Raw genomic sequence first — 18593 nt, 5'->3', positions numbered from 1 at the left:
AGCAGCCATCTGCGGCGTTGCATGCGCTTGACGTAGAACCACTACGCCTGCGCGAATGCGCCTTGCATCTGGCCGCTTAGCGGCCCGCTGATATCTGCATTTAGTATGAGACACCACACTAGCCGCGCCCGGTGTTTTCCGCCGCGCGGTCCGCCGGTGGTGAAATAGTGATCTCCCGCGTCACTGCAGCCATCCAATTTGTAAGAAATGGTATTCAAACAATTGTTTGAATGTGACTATACTAGTGTTCCGAAAGTGACCGTAGTGGATCAATGCGTCATCGATCCGGGGTGTGAGTACGCCCGGTCACGATAACGGGTTCGCCGGGTGCGGACCGACTACCGAGCCACAGAGCGGCCGTTGCGCAGGGCGCGGCCCCGAATGGATGTGGCGAGACAAACCCGACCCCGGGCCGTATCGAGCGGCCCCGAATACAAGAGGTCATTCAATGTTATTTAGTGGCAAAGCGCTATCGGTGCAGATGCTGGACAACGGCGTCGCCGAGCTCAAGTTCGATCTGCAAGGCGAGTCCGTCAACAAGTTCAACCGGCAGACGGTTTCCGAATTTTCCCAGGCTCTGGACGCGATCGAAAAGGCGGACGGCCTGAAGGGTGTGCTGCTGACCAGCGGCAAGGACGTATTTATCGTCGGCGCGGACATCACCGAATTCGGTGGCGCCTTCTCGGAGGGCCCCGAGGGGATCGCCGAGCTGATGAGCAAGAACAACGAGAACATCAGCCGCCTGGAAGACCTGCCGGTGCCGAGCGTGGCAGCCATCAATGGCTACGCCCTGGGCGGTGGCTTCGAGGTCTGCCTCGGGTGTGACTACCGGGTGATGGGCGACAAGGCGAAGGTGGGCCTGCCGGAAGTGAAGCTGGGCCTGCTCCCCGGCTGGGGCGGCACCGTGCGCCTGCCGCGCCTGGTGGGTGTGGACGTGGCGGCCGAGTGGATCGCCGCCGGCAAGGAACAGAAGCCGGATGCGGCCCTGACCGCCCATGCAGTGGACTCGGTAGTCGCCACCGACGAGCTGAAAGACGCAGCGCTGAAACTGCTGGGCCGCGCCATCGACGGCGAGCTGGATTACAAGGCGCGCCGCGAGATCAAGAAATCCCCGATCCCGCTGAACGACACCGAAGCCCTGATGGCTTTCTTCACCACCAAGATGTTTGTCGGCCAGCAGGCGGGCAAGAACTATCCCTCCCCGGTGGCGGCGGTGACCTCCATCGAGCAGGGTTACAAGCTGGATCGCGATGAAGCGCTGAAGATCGAGCAGCAGCAGTTTATCGAGTGTGCCCAGACCGGCACCGCGAAATCCCTGGTGGGCCTGTTCCTGAACGACCAGGCCATCGGTAAGGTGGCCAAGGACTGGGAGAAAAAGGCCGACAAGAAAATCGAGCGCGCCGCTGTGCTGGGTGCCGGCATCATGGGTGGCGGTATCGCCTACCAGTCCGCCTACAAGGGCACGCCCATCAAGATGAAGGACATCGACCAGAAGGGCATCGACCTGGGCCTGAAAGAGGCCGGCAAGCTGCTGTCCAAGATGGTCGATCGCGGCCGCATGACACCGGCGAAAATGGCCGAAGTGCTGAACCGCATCGAGCCGACCCTGAGTTACGACGGTTTCGACGATGTAGACGTGGTCGTGGAAGCCGTGGTGGAAAATCCCAAGGTCAAGAACGCCGTGCTGACCGAAGTGGAAGACAAGGTGAGCGATGACACCGTGATCGCCTCCAACACCTCCACCATCTCCATCGACAGCCTGGCCGAACCGCTCAAGCGCCCGGAAAACTTCCTCGGCATGCACTTCTTCAACCCGGTGCACAAGATGCCGCTGGTGGAAGTGATCCGCGGCGAGAAGACATCCGACAACGCCATTGCCCGCGTGGTGGCCTTCGCCAACAAAATGGGCAAGAAGGCCATCGTCGTGCGCGATTGCCCCGGCTTCCTGGTCAACCGTGTGCTCTTCCCATATTTCGCCGGCTTCTCCATGCTGGTGCGCGACGGCGCCGACTTCCAGGCCGTAGACAAGGTCATGGAACGTTGGGGCTGGCCCATGGGCCCGGCCTACCTGATGGACGTGGTGGGTATCGACACCGGCGTGCACGCCGAGAAAGTCATGGCCGAGGGTTTCCCCGAGCGTATGGGCCGATCCTTCAAGGCCGCGCCCGAGATCATGTACGAGGCGGAGCGCTACGGCCAGAAGAACGACAAGGGCTTCTACAACTACGAAGAGGACAAGAAGGGCAAGCCGAAAAAAGTGGCTACCGACGAGTCCTACGAGCTGCTGAAGCCGCACGTCGCCGAGCGCAAAGAGTTCGAAAAAGACGAGATCATCGAGCGCATGATGGTGCCCATGGCCACCGAGCTGGCGCGCTGCCTGGAAGAGGGCATCGTCGACTCCCCGGCCGAGGCCGATATGGCGCTGATCTACGGTATCGGCTTCCCGCCCTTCCGCGGCGGTATCTTCGCCTGGCTCGACAGCATCGGCATGAAGACATTCGTCGAGATCGCCGACAAGTACGCCGACCTGGGCGAGCTGTACAAGCCCACCGAGCGTATGCGCGAAATGGCCGCCAACGGCGAAACCTATTACAAGGCCGCCGACTAATGCGAAATATTGCTGCGGAAGCCCGCCCGGCTCCCGCGGCGAGTGAGGAGAAATTGCAATGAGTTTGAATCCCAGAGATGCGGTAATCGTCGACTACGCGCGCACGGCCATGGGCCGTTCCAAGAACGGCGTCTACCGGAATGTCCGCGCCGACGACATGTCCGCCGAGCTGCTGCAGAAATTCCTGCAGCGCAACGAAAAACTGGATCCGGCCGAGATCGACGACCTGATCTGGGGCTGCGTGATGCAGCGCGACGAACAGGGCTTCAACGTGGCCCGCTTTATCCTGCTGCGCGCCGGCCTGCCGCACACCATCCCGGCGCAGACGGTCAACCGCCTGTGTGGCTCCTCCATGTCCTCCCTGCACACCGCCGCGGCCAATATCCAGGCGGGTGTAGGCGATGTCTATGTGGTCGGCGGCGTCGAGCATATGGGCCACCTGAACATGATGGAACACGTCAGCCCCAACCCGATGCTGGGCCGCCATATGGCCAAGGCCGCCGGTTCCATGGGTATGACCGCCGAATACCTGGCCATGATGCACGGCATCCAGCGCCAGCAAATGGACGAATTCGGCGCCCGCTCCCACCAGCGCGCCGCTGCCGCCACCAAAGACGGCAAGTTCAACCGGGAAATCATCGCCATCGAGGGCCACGATGAAGACGGCGTGCCCTTCCTGGTGGAGACCGACCAGACCATCCGCCCCGATACCACCGCCGAGAGCCTGGCGGAGCTGAAGCCGGCCTTCGACCCGAAAAACGGCCAGGTCACCGCCGGCACCTCCTCGCAGATCACCGACGGCGCCTCCATCATGCTGGTGATGTCCGCCGAGCGGGCCCAGGCCCTGGGGCTGGAGCCCATCGCCAGGGTGCGCGATATGGCGCTGGCGGGCGTGGACCCGTCCATCATGGGCTACGGCCCGGTGCCGTCCACCCAGAAGGCGCTCAAGCGCGCCGGTCTGTCCATCGGCGATATCGACAAGGTGGAGTTGAACGAGGCCTTCGCGGCACAGGCCCTGCCGGTGCTGAAGGACCTGGAGCTGCTCGACCAGATGGACACCAAGGTCAACCTCTACGGCGGCGCCATCGCCCTGGGTCACCCCTTCGGCTGCTCCGGCGTACGCATTACCGGCACCCTGCTGTCCGTGATGCAAAACGAGGGCGGCGACCTGGGTGTCTCGACCATGTGTATCGGTCTGGGGCAGGGGATTACGACGATCCTCGAGCGGGTTTAACCTGTTTCGGGATCCGGGAAGAGGGCGCCTTCGGGCGCCCTCTTGCTATCTGACAGGGGTAGGTTGGATTGAGCGCAGCGAAGTCCAACGCTTCTCGCCGCGCCCGCTCCCTCTCCCAGCGGGAGAGGGGAGCTTCCTGTTTGGGCAGTGTGCCGCCGCCGGGGTCCGGCGGAAGGGAGCGGGGGTAGAGAAGGGCTCTTCTGTTTGATGCGAAGGCCCTGCTGCGGAATTGCCTTACCGCCCGGGAGCGGATTTGTGGGAGGGGTTGGAATCGGTTTTGTTGAAGCGCCTATGCGCCTGTGGCACAATCTGCTCCCCTCGTCGCCGGGGTCCGGTGTTTTTGCATTAAATTGCAGGGATATCAAGGAGTTAGCGCCGAGGAAGATTCCGGGGACGTGGTGGAATTGGTAGACACGCCAGATTTAGGTTCTGGTGCCGCAAGGTGTGGGAGTTCAAGTCTCCCCGTCCCCACCAATCGAGTATTCGCGCAGTCCGCACCCCTTGCCCCTCCGGGGCTGGTGCGGGCTGTTTGTATTTGGCGTCGGTCGGGAATTGCTGTGCAATTCCGCTGTAAGAGCCATGTGGGGTGAGTCCCCGGTAAAGTTGGCGCTGCGGCGATAAAGAGGGCGCCGCGGCGTTGATAAAGATAGAGTCTCACGAGGATTAACATGCAGGTTTCCATCGAAACAACTTCCGGCCTGGAGCGTCGTTTAACGGTTAATTTGCCGGCGGAGACGGTCGACAAAGAAGTGGACAAGCGCCTCCAGCAGGCGGCCAAAACCGTCCGTATGAACGGATTCCGCAAGGGCAAGGTGCCGCTGAAAGTTGTGCGTCAGCGCTATGGTACCGGTGTGCGCCAGGAAGTGCTGGGCGAAGTGATGAGCCGCTCTTTCTACGAGGCGGTGCAAAAAGAAGACGTCAAACCGGCCGGTCAGCCGAGCATCGAAGTGGTGAAGAGCGAGCCCGGTGAAAACCTCGAGTACGTGGCCAGCTTCGAAGTCTACCCGGAAGTGGAACTGCAGGACCTGTCCGGAATCAGCATCGAGCGCCCGGTTGCCGAAGTGACCGACAAAGACGTCGACAACATGATCGAAGTGCTGCGCAAGCAGCAGGCCGGCTGGAAAGAGACCAAGCGCAAGGCCCAGAAAGGTGACCGCGTGACCATCGACTTCGTCGGACGCAAAGGCGGCGAGGAGTTCGAGGGTGGCAGTGCGGAAGGCCAGCAGCTGGAGCTGGGCTCCGGGCAGATGGTCCCGGGCTTTGAAGACGGCATCCTGGGCATGAAGCCGGGCGAGGAAAAGGACATCGAGGTCACCTTTCCGGAAGACTACCAGTCGGAAGAGCTGCGCGGCGCGGAAGTGACTTTCAACATCAAGGTGACCGCTTCCGAAAAGCCGGAGTTGCCGGCGCTGGACGAAGAGTTCTTCAAGGCCTACGGCGTGGAAGAGGGCGGCGAAGAGAAGTTCCGCGAAGAAGTGTTCAACAACATGGAGCGCGAACTGAAAAACGCCGCGCAGAACAAGGTCAAGACCCAGGTCATGGACCAGCTGTTCGAGAAGCACCAGGTCGAGCTGCCCGCCTCCCTGGTAGCCGGCGAAGTGAAGACCCTGCGCGGCCAGATGGTGCAGCAGTTCGGCGGCCAGATCAAAGAGGAAGACGCCGAGAATATGCTGCCGGACGCCATGTTCGAAGACCAGGCCAAGCGCCGCGTCGTGCTGGGCCTGGTGGTTGGCGAAATCGTCAAGGAAAACAAGTTGTCAGTGGATGCCGATCGCGTCAAGGCCAAGGTGGAAGAGCTCGCCTCTACCTACCAGCAGCCGCAGGAAGTGGTCGAGTACTACTACAGCAATCGCGAACTGCTGTCGGGCGTGGAGTCCGTTGTGCTGGAAGACCAGGTCGTCGATTTCGTACTCGACGCCGCCAAGGTCGAAGAGGTGCAGAGCAGCTACGACGACGTGATCAAGCCGCAACAGCAGGGTTGATCACTCCTGTGCAGTGCCGGCGGCCTCGCGCTGCCGATACTGGAGATCGGCGACCGAAGCTGTCGGTCGCCAATCCTTTCCCCTCCTTTTCCGCCGGCTGGCTTTCTCGCGCCTGACCGGTTAAGCTCAGAAAGACCGAATTTTCAGCCCCCGGCCGATTGCTGGGTGGGCTGACTCGCCCAATACGCCACATAAGGAAGCTACGGTATCTATGGCACGATTTGATTTCCCCCAGTCCTCAATCGACCCGACAGCCACCGGCCTGGTGCCCATGGTGGTGGAGCAGACGGCCCGCGGCGAGCGCTCTTTTGACATCTATTCGCGCCTGCTCAAGGAGCGGGTGATTTTCCTGGTGGGGCCGGTCGAAGACCAGATGGCCAACCTGGTGGTGGCGCAGCTCCTGTTTCTCGAGGCGGAGAATCCCGACAAGGATGTCCACCTGTATATCAACTCTCCGGGTGGCTCCGTGACTGCCGGCATGTCCATCTACGATACCATGCAGTTCATCAGGCCGGATGTGAGCACCATGTGCATCGGCCAGGCCTGCAGCATGGGCGCTTTCCTGTTGGCCTCCGGCGCCGAGGGCAAGCGTTTTGCCACGCCCAACTCCCGCGTGATGATCCACCAGCCCAGCGGTGGCGCCCAGGGGCAGGCGAGCGATATCCATATCCACGCCCAGGAGATCCTCAAGATCCGCCAGCGCCTGAACGAGCTGATGGCCCACCACACGGGCCGCAGCGTGCAGGATGTCGAGCGCGATACCGAGCGCGACCACTTCCTGAGCGCCGATGAGTCCAGGGAATACGGCCTGGTAGACGACGTCCTCTCCCGCCGCGAGGCGATGGACAAGTAGCGATGAATCGCCCGGGCCGCCGGCGGCCCGGCGCGTTCAATGCCCGGTGTCCGGGTGGGCCCGCGGGGTTTCCGTGACACAAAGGGCTTGAAAAACCCGCCAAAAGACAGCATCTTGCTAATAGAACCCATGAGTAATGCCGGACACAGGCTGGCTGCAGACCACGGAGTATTTTGATGACCGACCAGAGCAGCGGAGAAGACAACGGCAAACTGCTGTACTGTTCCTTCTGTGGAAAAAGTCAGCAGGAAGTGCGCAAGCTGATCGCCGGCCCCTCTGTCTTCATCTGTGACGAGTGCGTCGAACTGTGCACCGACATCATTCGCGAAGAGGTGCAGGAAAGTTCCGACGGCCCCGAGGGGCGGCTGCCCACTCCCCGGGAGATCACCGAGATCCTGGGCCAGTATGTGATCGGCCAGGACCGCGCCAAGCGCGTGCTGGCAGTGGCCGTCTACAACCACTACAAGCGGCTGCGCAGCAAGTCCACCGTCAAGTCCAAGGACGAGGTCGAGCTCAGCAAGTCCAACATCCTGCTGGTGGGCCCCACCGGCAGCGGCAAGACCCTGCTGGCCGAGACCCTGGCGCGGCTGCTGAACGTGCCCTTCACCATCGCCGACGCCACCACGCTGACCGAGGCCGGCTACGTCGGCGAGGACGTGGAGAATATTATCCAGAAGTTGTTGCAGAAGTGCGACTACGACGTCGACAAGGCCCAGCAGGGCATCGTCTATATCGACGAGATCGACAAGATTTCCCGCAAGTCCGACAACCCGTCCATCACCCGCGATGTCTCCGGTGAGGGCGTACAGCAGGCCCTGCTGAAGCTGATCGAGGGCACTGTGGCCTCGGTCCCGCCTCAGGGCGGGCGCAAACACCCGCAGCAGGAATTCCTGCAGGTGGACACCGGCAATATCCTGTTCATCTGTGGCGGCGCTTTCGCTGGCCTGGACAAGGTGATCCGCGACCGTTCCGAGAAAGGCGGTATCGGCTTCGGTGCCGAGGTCAAGTCCAAGGACAGCACCAGCGATTTCGGCCAGATACTGCTGGACCTGGAGCCGGAGGACCTTGTGCACTACGGCCTGATCCCCGAGTTCGTCGGCCGCCTGCCGGTGACCGCGACTCTGGAAGAGCTGGATCGCGCCGCGCTGGTCCAGATCCTGACCGAGCCGCGCAACGCCCTGACCAAGCAGTACTCAAAACTGTTCGAGATGGAGGATGTCGAGCTGGACTTCCGGCCGGACGCCCTCGACGCGGTGGCGGACAAGGCCATGGAGCGCAAAACCGGCGCCCGGGGCCTGCGCTCCATCATGGAATCGGTACTGCTGGAGACCATGTACGACATCCCGTCCACCGATAATGTTGCCAAGGTGGTGATCGACGACGCGGTCATCAAGGGTGAGTCGGCCCCCCTGCTGGTCTATGAAACCAACGACACCCCCTCGCAGAAGGCGGCGCCGGAGGACTGATCCCGTCGCCCGCACAAAAAAGCCCCGTTTCGGGGCTTTTTTGTGCACACGAGAAAACTGTGTACAGTCGCCGGTGCCGGAACAGGATCTCCGCATTGCCGACAGCCTGTGGCGGGGCTGTGGGCCGGAGGAAAGGTGTTGCGGCACTTCTCCGCGGATGGGCCATCGATCGTGGCTGTTTGGCACATTTCTCTACGAAGATGGCTTGATGAGTGCCCGGAACTGTTGCGGCGTGACTCTTCAGAGTGCCCCTTTTTTCCTGTCGGTACCAACTCGCCGTTAGATTAGACTTGTATTCCGTCGCCTCGCCCCCCATCTACTAGCTTCAGATGGGCGTGAGCCGGGCTGCCCCAATGAGTGCGGCGAGTGATACCGCCCCAGTACCCCCAGTGATCGGGCCGAGAGGAGTTCTATGGATCAGCCATCCGACACCAAACTTGAATTTCCGTTGTTGCCGCTGCGCGATGTCGTTGTCTATCCGCATATGGTGATCCCGCTGTTTGTCGGCCGGGAGAAATCCATCGATGCGCTGGAAGACGCAATGCGCGACGACAAGCAGGTTCTGCTGGTGGCGCAGCGCCAGGCGTCGGAAGACGACCCAGGTGCGGAAGACATCTACCGCGTCGGTACAGTGGCCAGCGTGCTGCAACTGCTCAAACTGCCCGATGGTACGGTAAAAGTACTGGTTGAGGGCAGCCGCCGCGTCAATATCGCCGAGGTTACCGAGGGCGAGGGCCACTACCGTGCCACGGTGGAGCCGATGGAGACGGAAGAGCTTCCGGAAGCCGAAGCCGAGGCGCTGGTGCGCTCGGCAATGACGCAGTTTGAACAGTATGTCTCGGTGAGCAAGAAGGTGCCCAACGAGGTGATCACCTCGCTGTCGGGTATCGACGAGCCCGGGCGCCTGGCGGATACCATCGCCGCGCATATGTCGCTGGAATTGCCGCAGAAACAGGAACTGCTGGAAACCACCAGTGTAAAGGACCGGCTGGAGCACCTGTTGGGCCTGATGGATTCGGAAATCGACCTGATCCAGGTGGAAAAAAAGATCCGCGGTCGCGTTAAAAAACAGATGGAGAAGAGCCAGCGCGAGTATTACCTGAATGAGCAGATGAAAGCCATTCAGAAAGAGCTGGGCGAAATCACCGAAGAGCCTAATGAGATCGAGGATCTCGAGAAGAAAATTGCCGAGTCCGGTATGACCGCGGAGGCGGAAAAGAAAACCCGCGCGGAACTGGCCAAGCTGAAAATGATGTCGCCCATGTCGGCGGAAGCCTCGGTGGTGCGCAGTTATATCGACTGGATGCTGAGCGTGCCGTGGAAGAAGGGCAGTCGAGTACGCCACGACCTGAAGAAAGCCGAGGAAATCCTGGAGAAGGATCACTACGGTCTCAAGGAAGTGAAGGAGCGTATTCTCGAATACCTGGCGGTGCAGAAACGGGTCAAGAAACTCAAAGGTCCCATTCTCTGTCTGGTGGGCCCGCCCGGGGTGGGCAAGACCTCCCTGGGGGAGTCTGTCGCCCGTGCCACCAATCGCAAGTATGTGCGCATGGCGCTCGGCGGTGTGCGTGACGAGGCCGAAATCCGCGGCCACCGCCGCACCTATATCGGTTCCCTGCCCGGCAAGCTGATTCAGAAAATATCCAAGGTCGGTGTCAAAAACCCGCTGTTCCTGTTCGATGAAGTGGACAAAATGGGCATGGATCACCGCGGCGACCCCGCCTCGGCACTGCTGGAAGTACTGGATCCGGAACAGAACAAGTCTTTCAATGACCACTATCTGGAAGTGGATTTCGACCTCTCGGACGTGATGTTCGTCTGCACGTCCAATTCCATGAATATTCCCGGGCCGCTGCTGGACCGGATGGAAGTCATTCGTCTGCCCGGTTATACCGAGGACGAAAAGCTGAATATTGCCCAGCGCTACCTGGTGCCGAAACAGCTCAAGGCCAACGGTCTTAAGAAAGATGAGTTGTCGCTGTCGGACGACACCGTGCGCGACGTCATACGCCACTACACGCGGGAGGCCGGCGTGCGCGGACTGGATCGCGAGATTGCCAAGGTTTGCCGCAAGGTGGTTACAGAGCACGTGCGCGAATCCACCACTGTAAAGGCAGTGATCGAACCGGCACAGCTGGAGGATCTGCTGGGCGTACGCAAATACGACTTTGGCCGCGCCGAAGAGGAAAACAAAATCGGCCAGGTTACCGGCCTCGCCTGGACAGAGGTGGGTGGCGAACTGCTGAGCATCGAGTCCTCTGCCGTAGCGGGCAAGGGGCGCGTGATCAAGACCGGGTCCCTGGGCGACGTGATGCAGGAATCCATCCAGGCGGCGCTTACCGTCGTGCGTGCCCGGGCCCAGGCCCTCGGCGTCGCCCCGGACTTTTACGAGACCCGTGACATTCATATCCACGTGCCGGAGGGCGCCACGCCCAAAGATGGCCCCTCGGCAGGTATCGCCATGTGCACCGCCCTGGCTTCCGTGCTGACCGGTATCCCGGTGCGTTCCGAGGTGGCGATGACCGGTGAAATCACCCTGCGCGGGGAAGTCCTGCGTATCGGCGGTCTCAAGGAAAAGCTGCTCGCAGCCCGCCGCGGCGGTATCCGGACCGTGTTGATACCGGCGGAGAACGAACGGGATCTCAGGGATATTCCGGACAATATTCTCGAGGATCTGGTGATCAAACCGGTGAAATGGATCGATCAGGTGTTGGAGCTGGCGCTGGAGCACGAGCCGCAATCCCTGTCGGATGAAGAATACTCCGCACTGCAGAAGCGGGCGGAAGAGCGTTCGCAGCGTTCCATGCGCACACATTGAGTCGATCGCGGGCACTCCCGGGTGCCCGCGTGACATTTGGCCACCGAATCACCCCCTGATATCGACAGAGGCTAAAAAATAATCTGTCGGCGGATAAAAGTGGCCACAAACCTGTCCAACTCCCCGGAAACCCCCGTGGTTCCTTGACCCGTTACCGGGCAGTTGGTATAAAACGATGCTTATTGGCCGGCGCATATTTCGCCGGTGATCGATGGCTCGAATACACAGCAAAGAAAGGTATCCCCGTCCGGGATACCTGAAACATACCTAGAAAAGAACAGAGGGATTAAGCGTGAACAAGTCCGAACTGATTGAAGCGATTGCCGCATCTGCGGATATTCCGAAAGCAGCCGCAGGCCGTGCCCTGGACGCGATGGTAGACAACATTACCGGCACCCTGAAGAAAGGCGATCAGGTTGCCCTGGTAGGTTTCGGTACTTTCTCCGTCAAAGAGCGCGCAGCCCGAACCGGCCGCAACCCGCGCACCGGCGATCCGATCGAAATCGCAGCGGCGAAAATCCCGAGTTTCAAGGCCGGTAAAGCGTTGAAAGACGCAGTCAACTAAGAAGCCTCGATCAATACAGCCGAAGCTTCAAAGAGGCGTATCTCTCGGATGCGCCTTTTTTGTTTCGGGCCTTCCATGGCTCGGAACGCCGAGCCGCTCCCCCCTTCGGGGCAGCTAAAAGCTGACCAGAATCGCTCCCGGCGATTTTGTGTACCTGGTAATAATAGCGTTAATTTTTTTCGGAGCTGAGCATGCTTCAGTCCATGCGAGACAACCTCAAGGGTACTGCGGCGATCATTGTCGCGGCCTTTTTTGGTTTCATAATGGTCATTGGCGGGATCGATTTTTTCTCCGGGGCCAGCGGCGGTGCCGCCGACGAGGTGGCCGAAGTCAACGGTGTGAAAATCACGAACCTCGATTTGCAGCGCGCAATCCAGAATCGCCGCAACCAGATCATGAGCGAGTACGGCGAAAACGTGCCCCAGGATCTGCTGAGCGATGAGCGGTTGCGCGGACCGGTGTTACAGCAGCTGATTTCCAGCTCGGTCATGCGCCAGGCGGCACAGGAGAGCGGCATGGTCATGAGCGCCGCCGAAGTGGACAAGGAAATCGTGCAGATTCCCGGTTTCCAGGTGAATGACAAATTCGACCGGCAGGCCTACCGGTCTGCGTTGAGCCGCATGGGTTACAGCCCGGCCAGTTTCCGCGAGGTAATGGAGCAGGATCTGGTCTTGCAGCAGTTCACCGATGGCGTTACCGGCAGTGCTTTCACCACCCGCGCGGTCGCCGAGGAGGTGGTTGCCATCTCCATGGAAGAGCGCGATTTCGATTACGCCATTCTGCCGGTAAAGGACCTGCTCGATCAGGTTTCGGTCAGCGACAGCGAGGTCAAAGGGTACTATGACTCTCACCAGCAGGATTTCCAGCGCCCCGAGCAGGTGGCCATCGAGTATATCGAGCTGAAGCCGGAAGTGTTCGCGTCCAATATCGATGTCTCCGAGCAGGATATCCGCGCCCAGTACGAGCAGGAAGTGAAGAGCTTCCAGGCCAGCACCCGTCGCCATGCCGCGCATATCCTGATCGAGGGTGACGACGAAGCGAGAGTGGCCGAGCTGCAACAGAAACTCGACGCCGGGGAAGATTTTGCCGAACTGGCGCAGGAGTATTCCGACGATGCAGTCTCCAGCGAGGAGGGCGGCGATGTGGGCTTTACCAGCGGCGACGTTTTCCCCGAAGCTTTCGAGGACACCCTGGCCTCGCTGGAAGTGGGGCAGGTGTCCGGGCCGGTGACTACCGATGCCGGCACGCACTTCATCAAGCTGCTGGAGGTGAAGGGGGACGAACCGCCCACCTTTGAAGAGCGCAGGGCGGCGATCGCCGCCCAGTTGCGCAATGCCGAGGCGGAGCGCGAGTTTGTCGACGCCCTGGGTCGCCTGGCGGATCTCGCCTACAACGCCGAGACACTGGCCGGACCGGCCGGGGAACTGGGCGTGTCAGTGAAAACGGTGCCGCTGTTCAGCCGCGAGGGCGGTCCGGGTATCGCCGGCGAAGACAAGGTGATCAGCGCGGCCTTTGCCCGGGAAGTCATGCTGGATGGCAACACTTCGGATGTACTGGACCTGAGCAACGAGCACTCGGTGGTACTCCGGGTCACTGACCACAAGCCAGCGGGGACCTACCCGCTGGAAGAGGTGCGCGAGCAGATCGTCGACACCATCAAGCGGGACAAGGCCAGCACCCGGCTCGCCCAGCGTGCCGAATCGCTGCAGCAGAAGCTGGAGTCCGGCGGCGATTTCGCCGAGTTGGCGGAAGCCGAGGGACTGACCCTGGAGACCAGCGACAAGACCCGCCGCGGTGGCTTCGGCGAGCGCGCGGAGATCATCGGGCAGGCCTTCGAAATGCCGGCACCGGCTTCCGGCAGCGCCGTGGAAACTTTTGCCACCAGCAACGGCGATCGGGTGGTACTGGAGTTGCGCGACGTACGCCCGGGCGATCTGTCCCGCCAGAGCCGCGAGCAGCGCCGCGCGCTGATGCAGCAACTGGCGTCCGCGAACGGCAGTGCCGAGCTGGCGGCAGTGCAGGAATATCTGTCCAGCCGGGCGGATGTCGAGGTTCCCGAGAAAGCGACTGACGCTGACGGGTAATCAGTGAGTCGGTTGGAGTGGGTTCCGCGAACTCCAACACTCCTCCGGCAAACCAAAAAAAGCCCGCATCTGCGGGCTTTTTTCGTATCGGTCAGGGTTTATGCGGTGGCATCTGTCACCAGGCTACTCGCTCCACTTTACTCACCAATGCCACTCACTTATCCCCCGGCACTGTTCACAAACAGCGTCAGGCGCTGACCCGGTTGCAGGTAGCTGGATTTGCTGATCTTGTTCCAGCGCAGGATATCGCCGATATCCAGGCTGAATTTCTTCGCGATCCGGTAGAGGGAATCGCCGCTGCGCACGCGGTAGGAGAGCTTGCGGGTGGTACGGCTGTTGTCGCCGGTGGAGTAGGCGACCAGTTTGCGCCCCGGGCGCAGGGTGTCGCCGGTGCCCATGTTGTTCCAGCGCGCCAGCTGGCGCACGCTGACACCCAGTGAACGGGCGATCTCCCAGAGGGTGTCGCCCGGGCGCACGGTGTAATCGGTTTTGCTCCCCTGCCCGGATGATCCGCCGCCATTTACCCGTTGGTCCACTGCATAGGCGTATTGCCCGGACGGGCCGGAAGCGCTGGGAATCAGCAGCGTCTTGCCCGCGCGGATGGTGTTGTTGCGCAGCTTGTTGGTGTCGCGGATCGCGGCCACGGTGGTTTCGTAGCGGCGCGCGATGGTGGACAGGGTGTCGCCGCGGGAGATCTTGTAGCGCTGCCAGGTGACCCGCTGATCTTTCGGCAGTTTTGCCAGTGCGGCGAGGAAGGTATCGCGTTTCTCCCGCGGGATCAGCAGCTCGTGGTCGCCGTTGGGATCGGTGGCCCAGCGATTGAAGGCCGGGTTCAGCAGGGAGAGCTCTTCGGGTTCGATATCGGCGAGTTCCGCCGCCTGGGCCAGGTCGATCTGGGTGCCCACATCCACTTCGGCGTAATAGGGCTTGTTGGGAATATCGTGCAGCGGTACCCGGTAGTAGTCCGCGCGGGATACCACTTCCGCCAGCGCCAGCAGTTGCGGCACATAGCGCTGGGTCTCCCGCGGCAGGTCCAGGTCCCAGAAACTGGTTCCCTTGCCGCGGCGGCGGTTGCGCTCGACCGCGCGGCGGACCCGACCCTCGCCGGCGTTGTAAGCGGCCAGCGCCAGCTCCCAGTCGCCGTCAAAGTGTCCGGAAAGGTAGGTGAAATATTCGATCGCCGCGCGGGTGGAGTCGTCCACGTCGCGGCGGCCGTCGTACCACCAGTTCTGGCGCAGCCCGAAGTGGCGGCCGGTGGCCGGAATAAACTGCCACATGCCGGAGGCGCGGGCGTGGGAGTAGGCGAAGGGATCGTAGGCACTCTCCACAATGGGCAGCAGCGCCAGCTCCAGCGGCAGGTTGGCTTCTTCCAGAAGCTCCGCAACGTGAAAAATATAGCGGCGCGAGCGTTCGGTGACGCGCGACATATAGCCTTCGTTGCGGGAGAAGTAGGTGATGTAGTCCTCGACCTTGGGATGGTTGGTATGCCGGTCGAGGCGGAAGCCGCGGCGAAGCCGGTCCCAGATATCCGTCGGGGGAAGAGCCTTTTCTGCCGGACTCAGGTCGCTGCTGACGGCCACCTTGGCCGGGGTTTCGGAGGTCTCGGTGCTGGTGTCCTGCGGCGCGGGCTGTTTTTCAGCCATCTGCGCGCAGCCCCCCACCGCCGCTGCCAGTAGTGCAACGGCAAATCTTTTCTGAACCATGCTGGTGTCCGCGAGTCGTTGTTCTGATTTCCGGGCCCAGTGTGCAATTATTTTGTGCTGCACCTGAACTTTTGGTTGTAATTGTCTGATTCTAAAGAGGCGGATAAGTTTCGGTCAATAATAATTGACTGGATTTTAAGCAGAAAGTCGGACCACCCGGCGGCTGGCACAGGTTGCTTTTTGTCCAGTGCGCCGTGTGCGGGCTCGCAGATCAGAAATTGTCCTTCCAGCGGCGCAGGCTCGCAAAGACTTCCACTTCGTCGGTGTTCTCCTTGCCCGCGCGCTCGGCGGCGCGGCGCGCCACTGCCGGAACGTGGCAGCGCAGGAAGGGGTTGGTGGCCAGTTCCTCGCCGATGGTGGAGGGCAGGCTGGGGCGCTTGTCTGCGCGCATGGCCTCGACTTCGGCAATGCGATTGTCTATCGCGTTGTTGCCGGGCTCGGCCGCGGCGGCAAATTTCAGGTTGGCCAGGGTGTATTCGTGGGCGCAGTAGACGCGGGTCTCCGGTGGCAGGGCACTGAGCTTCCCCAGCGATGCGTACATCTGTGCCGGTGTGCCCTCGAACAGGCGGCCGCAGCCGGCGGCGAACAGGGTGTCGCCGCAGAACAGATGGATACCATTGGCGCTCCCGGAGTCGGTCTCCCGCAGCACCAGTGCCAGGTGGTCCAGTGTGTGGCCGGGTACGTCGATCACCTCCACCGGCAACCCCAGTACCTCCAGGTTGTCTCCCGCGGCCATCGGTCGGGTCACACCGTCGATGGAGGCGGGGCCATAGACCGGGCAGTCGTAGCGCTTGCGCAGCGCCGCGATACCGCCGGTGTGATCCGGGTGGTGATGGGTAATCAGGATGCCGTCGAGGGGGCGGTCACCGAGCGCTTCGACCACCGGTGCGGCGTCGCCCGGATCCACTACCCACTGCTGCCCGTCGCGCTTCAGGTGCCAGATGTAGTTGTCATTGAACGCTGGAATGGGGGAGATTGTGAGCATATTCCAGACCCGGTATTGTTAACACGACCATACCATAGGGTATCAGGCAATTGCGGGTAGTGGTATTGCGGTACCGGCGTTTGCCCGAGAAGATACTCACGGAAGACCATTCGCGCGGGAGACACGATGGCGAAGAAAAAGTCTTTTCGAAGGCGCAGTACGGAACCCCCCTCGCTGGCGGAGTCCTGTCCGGGCCTGGCGCGCTGGTTCGATAGCAGCCTGGGGCGGGAAATTCTTACCCAGCAGCTGGCACTGACACAGCCGCTGGTGGAGCGGTTGTTCGGCTATCACCTGATGCAGGCCGGTGTGACCAGCGCCATCGATTTCTCCGCCTGCAGTCGGATCAATCACCGATTTCGACTGGGTGCCACGCTCGAGCAAAGTGGGGCAGCGCTGGTGGAGTTCGAGCAGCTGCCGCTGCCCTCGGAATCCATCGATGTGGTGCTGCTGCACCACCTGCTGGATTTTTCCAACCATCCCCACCAGGTACTGCGCGAGGCGGCGCGGGTGATGATTCCCGGCGGCCATCTGGTGCTGATCGGTTTCAATCCGTTTTCCCTGCTGGGGTTGTCGCGGCTGCTGTTTTCGGGCGGCGCGCACCAGCGCGGCAACCAGTTGCGCGCTGCCCGGCTGGCGGACTGGATGAATCTCCTGGACCTGCAGGCGAACACGGTCGAGCGGGGCTTCTTCCGGCTGCCGCTGCAGCAGGGGGAGTTGCTGGCCAAGACCACCTGGATGGAGCGGGCGGGCGCCCGCTGGCACTTGCCTTGCGGGGGCTTTTACATCATAGTCGCGCGCAAAGAAGTGGCGCGCATGCGTACCATCAAGCTCAACTGGCGCGGAGAGCGGAAACCTTCCCTCACGGCCGTGCCCTCGAGCCCGCGTGTCGCCGCGCGCCGCCGCCACCGAAAACGATGACGCCGGCGCCGGGCGCCGCACAAACAGCAGATAAAAGCCAGCAAATTGAAAGAAGTTACCATCTACACCGACGGCGCCTGCCGCGGCAATCCCGGCCCGGGCGGCTGGGGTGCGCTGCTGGTTCACGGCGGAAAAGAACGGGAAATCTACGGCGGGGAAACCCATACCACTAACAACCGCATGGAGCTGTTGGCGGCGATCGAGGCCCTGCAGGCCCTGAGACAGAAGTGCCGCGTCGATCTCCACACCGATTCCCAGTACCTGCGCCAGGGGATTACCAGCTGGATTCACGGCTGGAAAAAGAACGGCTGGAAAACCTCCGCCAGGAAGCCGGTAAAGAACGCCGATCTCTGGCGCGCGCTGGACGAAAGCATTGCGGATCATGAAGTGCATTGGCACTGGGTGAAGGGGCACGCCGGCCACCCGGGCAACGAGCGTGCGGATCAGCTCGCCAACCGCGGCATCGATGAACTGGAGAAGTGACCATGCGCCAGGTAGTTCTGGATACTGAAACCACCGGTCTCGATCCGAAAAGCGGTCACCGCATCATTGAGATCGGCTGTGTGGAACTGGTCAACCGCAAGCTGACCGGCCGCCACTACCACCAGTACATAAACCCGGAGCGAGAGGTCGACGACGGCGCCATCGAGGTGCACGGTATCACCAACGAGTTCCTGCAGGACAAACCGGTCTTCGCACAGATCGCGGACGACTTCATGGCGTTTTGCGAGGGCGCCGAGCTGGTGATCCACAACGCCCCCTTTGACGTCGGCTTTATCGACTGGGAACTGAAGTGGCTCGGCAGCCCGCGCTGGCAGAATGTGGCCGCCCACTGCGGCGTGCTGGATACCCTGGCACTGGCGCGGGAGAAGCATCCGGGCCAGAAGAACAACCTGGACGTGCTGTGCAAGCGCTACTTTGTCGACAACTCCCAGCGCGACCTGCACGGCGCCCTGCTGGATGCGGAGATCCTCGCCGACGTCTACCTGATGATGACCGGTGGCCAGACAGATCTGGCACTGGCTGGTGAGCAATCTTCAGAAGGTGAGGACGGCGACGAACAGCAACAGGCAACAACCGGTATCCGCCGCCTCTCCGCAGACCGGCCCGCGCTGAGCGTGATGGCGGCGACGGCCGAGGAAATACGGGCACACGAGGAAATGCTCGCGACGCTGGAAAAATCTGCCGGCAAGCACTTTTGGTAGCAGTGTGGGAGGATTGCTTCGTAGGGTGCGTCGTGCGCACCGTTGATCGGGCCTGTAGGGAGGGGCGAAGTTCGGTTCGTAAGGAGGCCCCGGGACGGCCTCGGTATTCCTTTTGACATTGATCGGTCGGTGCGCACGGCGCACCCTACTGAGAGTCCCGAGTCCCGAGTCC

Annotated in this window: 13 protein-coding genes and 1 tRNA gene; 12 read left to right on the top strand and 2 right to left on the bottom strand. The window is 61.6% G+C overall.

Going from position 1 to position 18593, the window contains the following annotated elements; translation table 11 throughout:
* The first annotated feature begins 448 nt into the window (after nucleotides 1-448).
* The 9 genes from fadB (at nucleotide 449) to OQE62_RS16975 (ending at nucleotide 13610) form a co-directional block, all read left to right on the top strand.
* Complete coding sequence (gene fadB, locus OQE62_RS17015) at nucleotides 449-2608, top strand: fatty acid oxidation complex subunit alpha FadB (RefSeq protein ID WP_265723245.1); 2160 nt, start codon at nucleotides 449-451, stop codon at nucleotides 2606-2608.
* A gap of 58 nt (nucleotides 2609-2666) precedes the next feature.
* On the top strand, nucleotides 2667-3842 hold the full coding sequence (gene fadA, locus OQE62_RS17010; RefSeq protein WP_265723244.1) for an acetyl-CoA C-acyltransferase FadA: 1176 nt from the start codon (nucleotides 2667-2669) through the stop codon (nucleotides 3840-3842).
* Between the two features lie 389 nt (nucleotides 3843-4231).
* Nucleotides 4232-4316: transfer RNA gene (locus OQE62_RS17005), tRNA-Leu, on the top strand.
* Nucleotides 4317-4510: 194 nt separating this feature from the next.
* A complete protein-coding gene (gene tig, locus OQE62_RS17000) occupies nucleotides 4511-5824 on the top strand; it encodes a trigger factor (RefSeq protein WP_265723243.1) in 1314 nt (437 codons plus the stop codon).
* Between the two features lie 211 nt (nucleotides 5825-6035).
* The gene (clpP, locus tag OQE62_RS16995; RefSeq protein WP_265723242.1) at nucleotides 6036-6677 is read left to right on the top strand and encodes an ATP-dependent Clp endopeptidase proteolytic subunit ClpP; all 642 of its coding nucleotides are present in this window, start codon (nucleotides 6036-6038) and stop codon (nucleotides 6675-6677) included.
* A 176-nt stretch (nucleotides 6678-6853) separates the two neighbouring features.
* Complete coding sequence (gene clpX, locus OQE62_RS16990) at nucleotides 6854-8143, top strand: ATP-dependent Clp protease ATP-binding subunit ClpX (protein WP_265723241.1); 1290 nt, start codon at nucleotides 6854-6856, stop codon at nucleotides 8141-8143.
* A 412-nt stretch (nucleotides 8144-8555) separates the two neighbouring features.
* The gene (gene lon, locus OQE62_RS16985) at nucleotides 8556-10961 is read left to right on the top strand and encodes an endopeptidase La (RefSeq protein WP_265723240.1); all 2406 of its coding nucleotides are present in this window, start codon (nucleotides 8556-8558) and stop codon (nucleotides 10959-10961) included.
* A 292-nt stretch (nucleotides 10962-11253) separates the two neighbouring features.
* Nucleotides 11254-11526 (top strand): HU family DNA-binding protein, encoded by a 273-nt coding sequence (locus OQE62_RS16980; protein WP_265723239.1) that lies wholly within the window; start codon nucleotides 11254-11256, stop codon nucleotides 11524-11526.
* A gap of 191 nt (nucleotides 11527-11717) precedes the next feature.
* A complete protein-coding gene (locus tag OQE62_RS16975) occupies nucleotides 11718-13610 on the top strand; it encodes a SurA N-terminal domain-containing protein (RefSeq protein ID WP_265723238.1) in 1893 nt (630 codons plus the stop codon).
* A gap of 158 nt (nucleotides 13611-13768) precedes the next feature.
* Here OQE62_RS16975 and OQE62_RS16970 read toward each other — a convergent pair whose 3' ends face one another.
* Together OQE62_RS16970 and gloB are read right to left on the bottom strand one after the other, a co-directional pair.
* Nucleotides 13769-15313 (bottom strand): LysM peptidoglycan-binding domain-containing protein, encoded by a 1545-nt coding sequence (locus tag OQE62_RS16970; RefSeq protein ID WP_265723237.1) that lies wholly within the window; start codon nucleotides 15311-15313, stop codon nucleotides 13769-13771.
* A gap of 211 nt (nucleotides 15314-15524) precedes the next feature.
* Nucleotides 15525-16298, bottom strand: coding sequence for a hydroxyacylglutathione hydrolase (gene gloB, locus OQE62_RS16965; protein WP_265723236.1), 774 nt, complete (start codon nucleotides 16296-16298; stop codon nucleotides 15525-15527).
* 126 nt (nucleotides 16299-16424) lie between these two features.
* Here gloB and OQE62_RS16960 point away from each other — a divergent pair, with 126 nt between their 5' ends.
* Genes OQE62_RS16960 through dnaQ form a run of 3 tightly spaced genes read left to right on the top strand, consistent with a single transcriptional unit; the run spans nucleotide 16425 to nucleotide 18421 of the window.
* Entirely contained in the window at nucleotides 16425-17216 is a 792-nt protein-coding gene (locus OQE62_RS16960; protein ID WP_265723235.1) for a class I SAM-dependent methyltransferase, read from the top strand.
* Between the two features lie 45 nt (nucleotides 17217-17261).
* On the top strand, nucleotides 17262-17699 hold the full coding sequence (gene rnhA / locus OQE62_RS16955; protein WP_265723234.1) for a ribonuclease HI: 438 nt from the start codon (nucleotides 17262-17264) through the stop codon (nucleotides 17697-17699).
* A 2-nt stretch (nucleotides 17700-17701) separates the two neighbouring features.
* Nucleotides 17702-18421: a DNA polymerase III subunit epsilon gene (dnaQ, locus tag OQE62_RS16950; RefSeq protein WP_265723233.1), complete on the top strand. Its 720-nt coding sequence runs from the start codon at nucleotides 17702-17704 to the stop codon at nucleotides 18419-18421.
* Nucleotides 18422-18593 lie beyond the last annotated feature (172 nt).

This window comes from Microbulbifer halophilus, from assembly GCF_026183675.1.
GTDB classification, from domain to species: domain Bacteria; phylum Pseudomonadota; class Gammaproteobacteria; order Pseudomonadales; family Cellvibrionaceae; genus Microbulbifer; species Microbulbifer halophilus.
The sequence above is the reverse complement of the archived record's forward strand: the minus strand, read 5'-3'. Positions and strand labels throughout refer to the sequence as shown.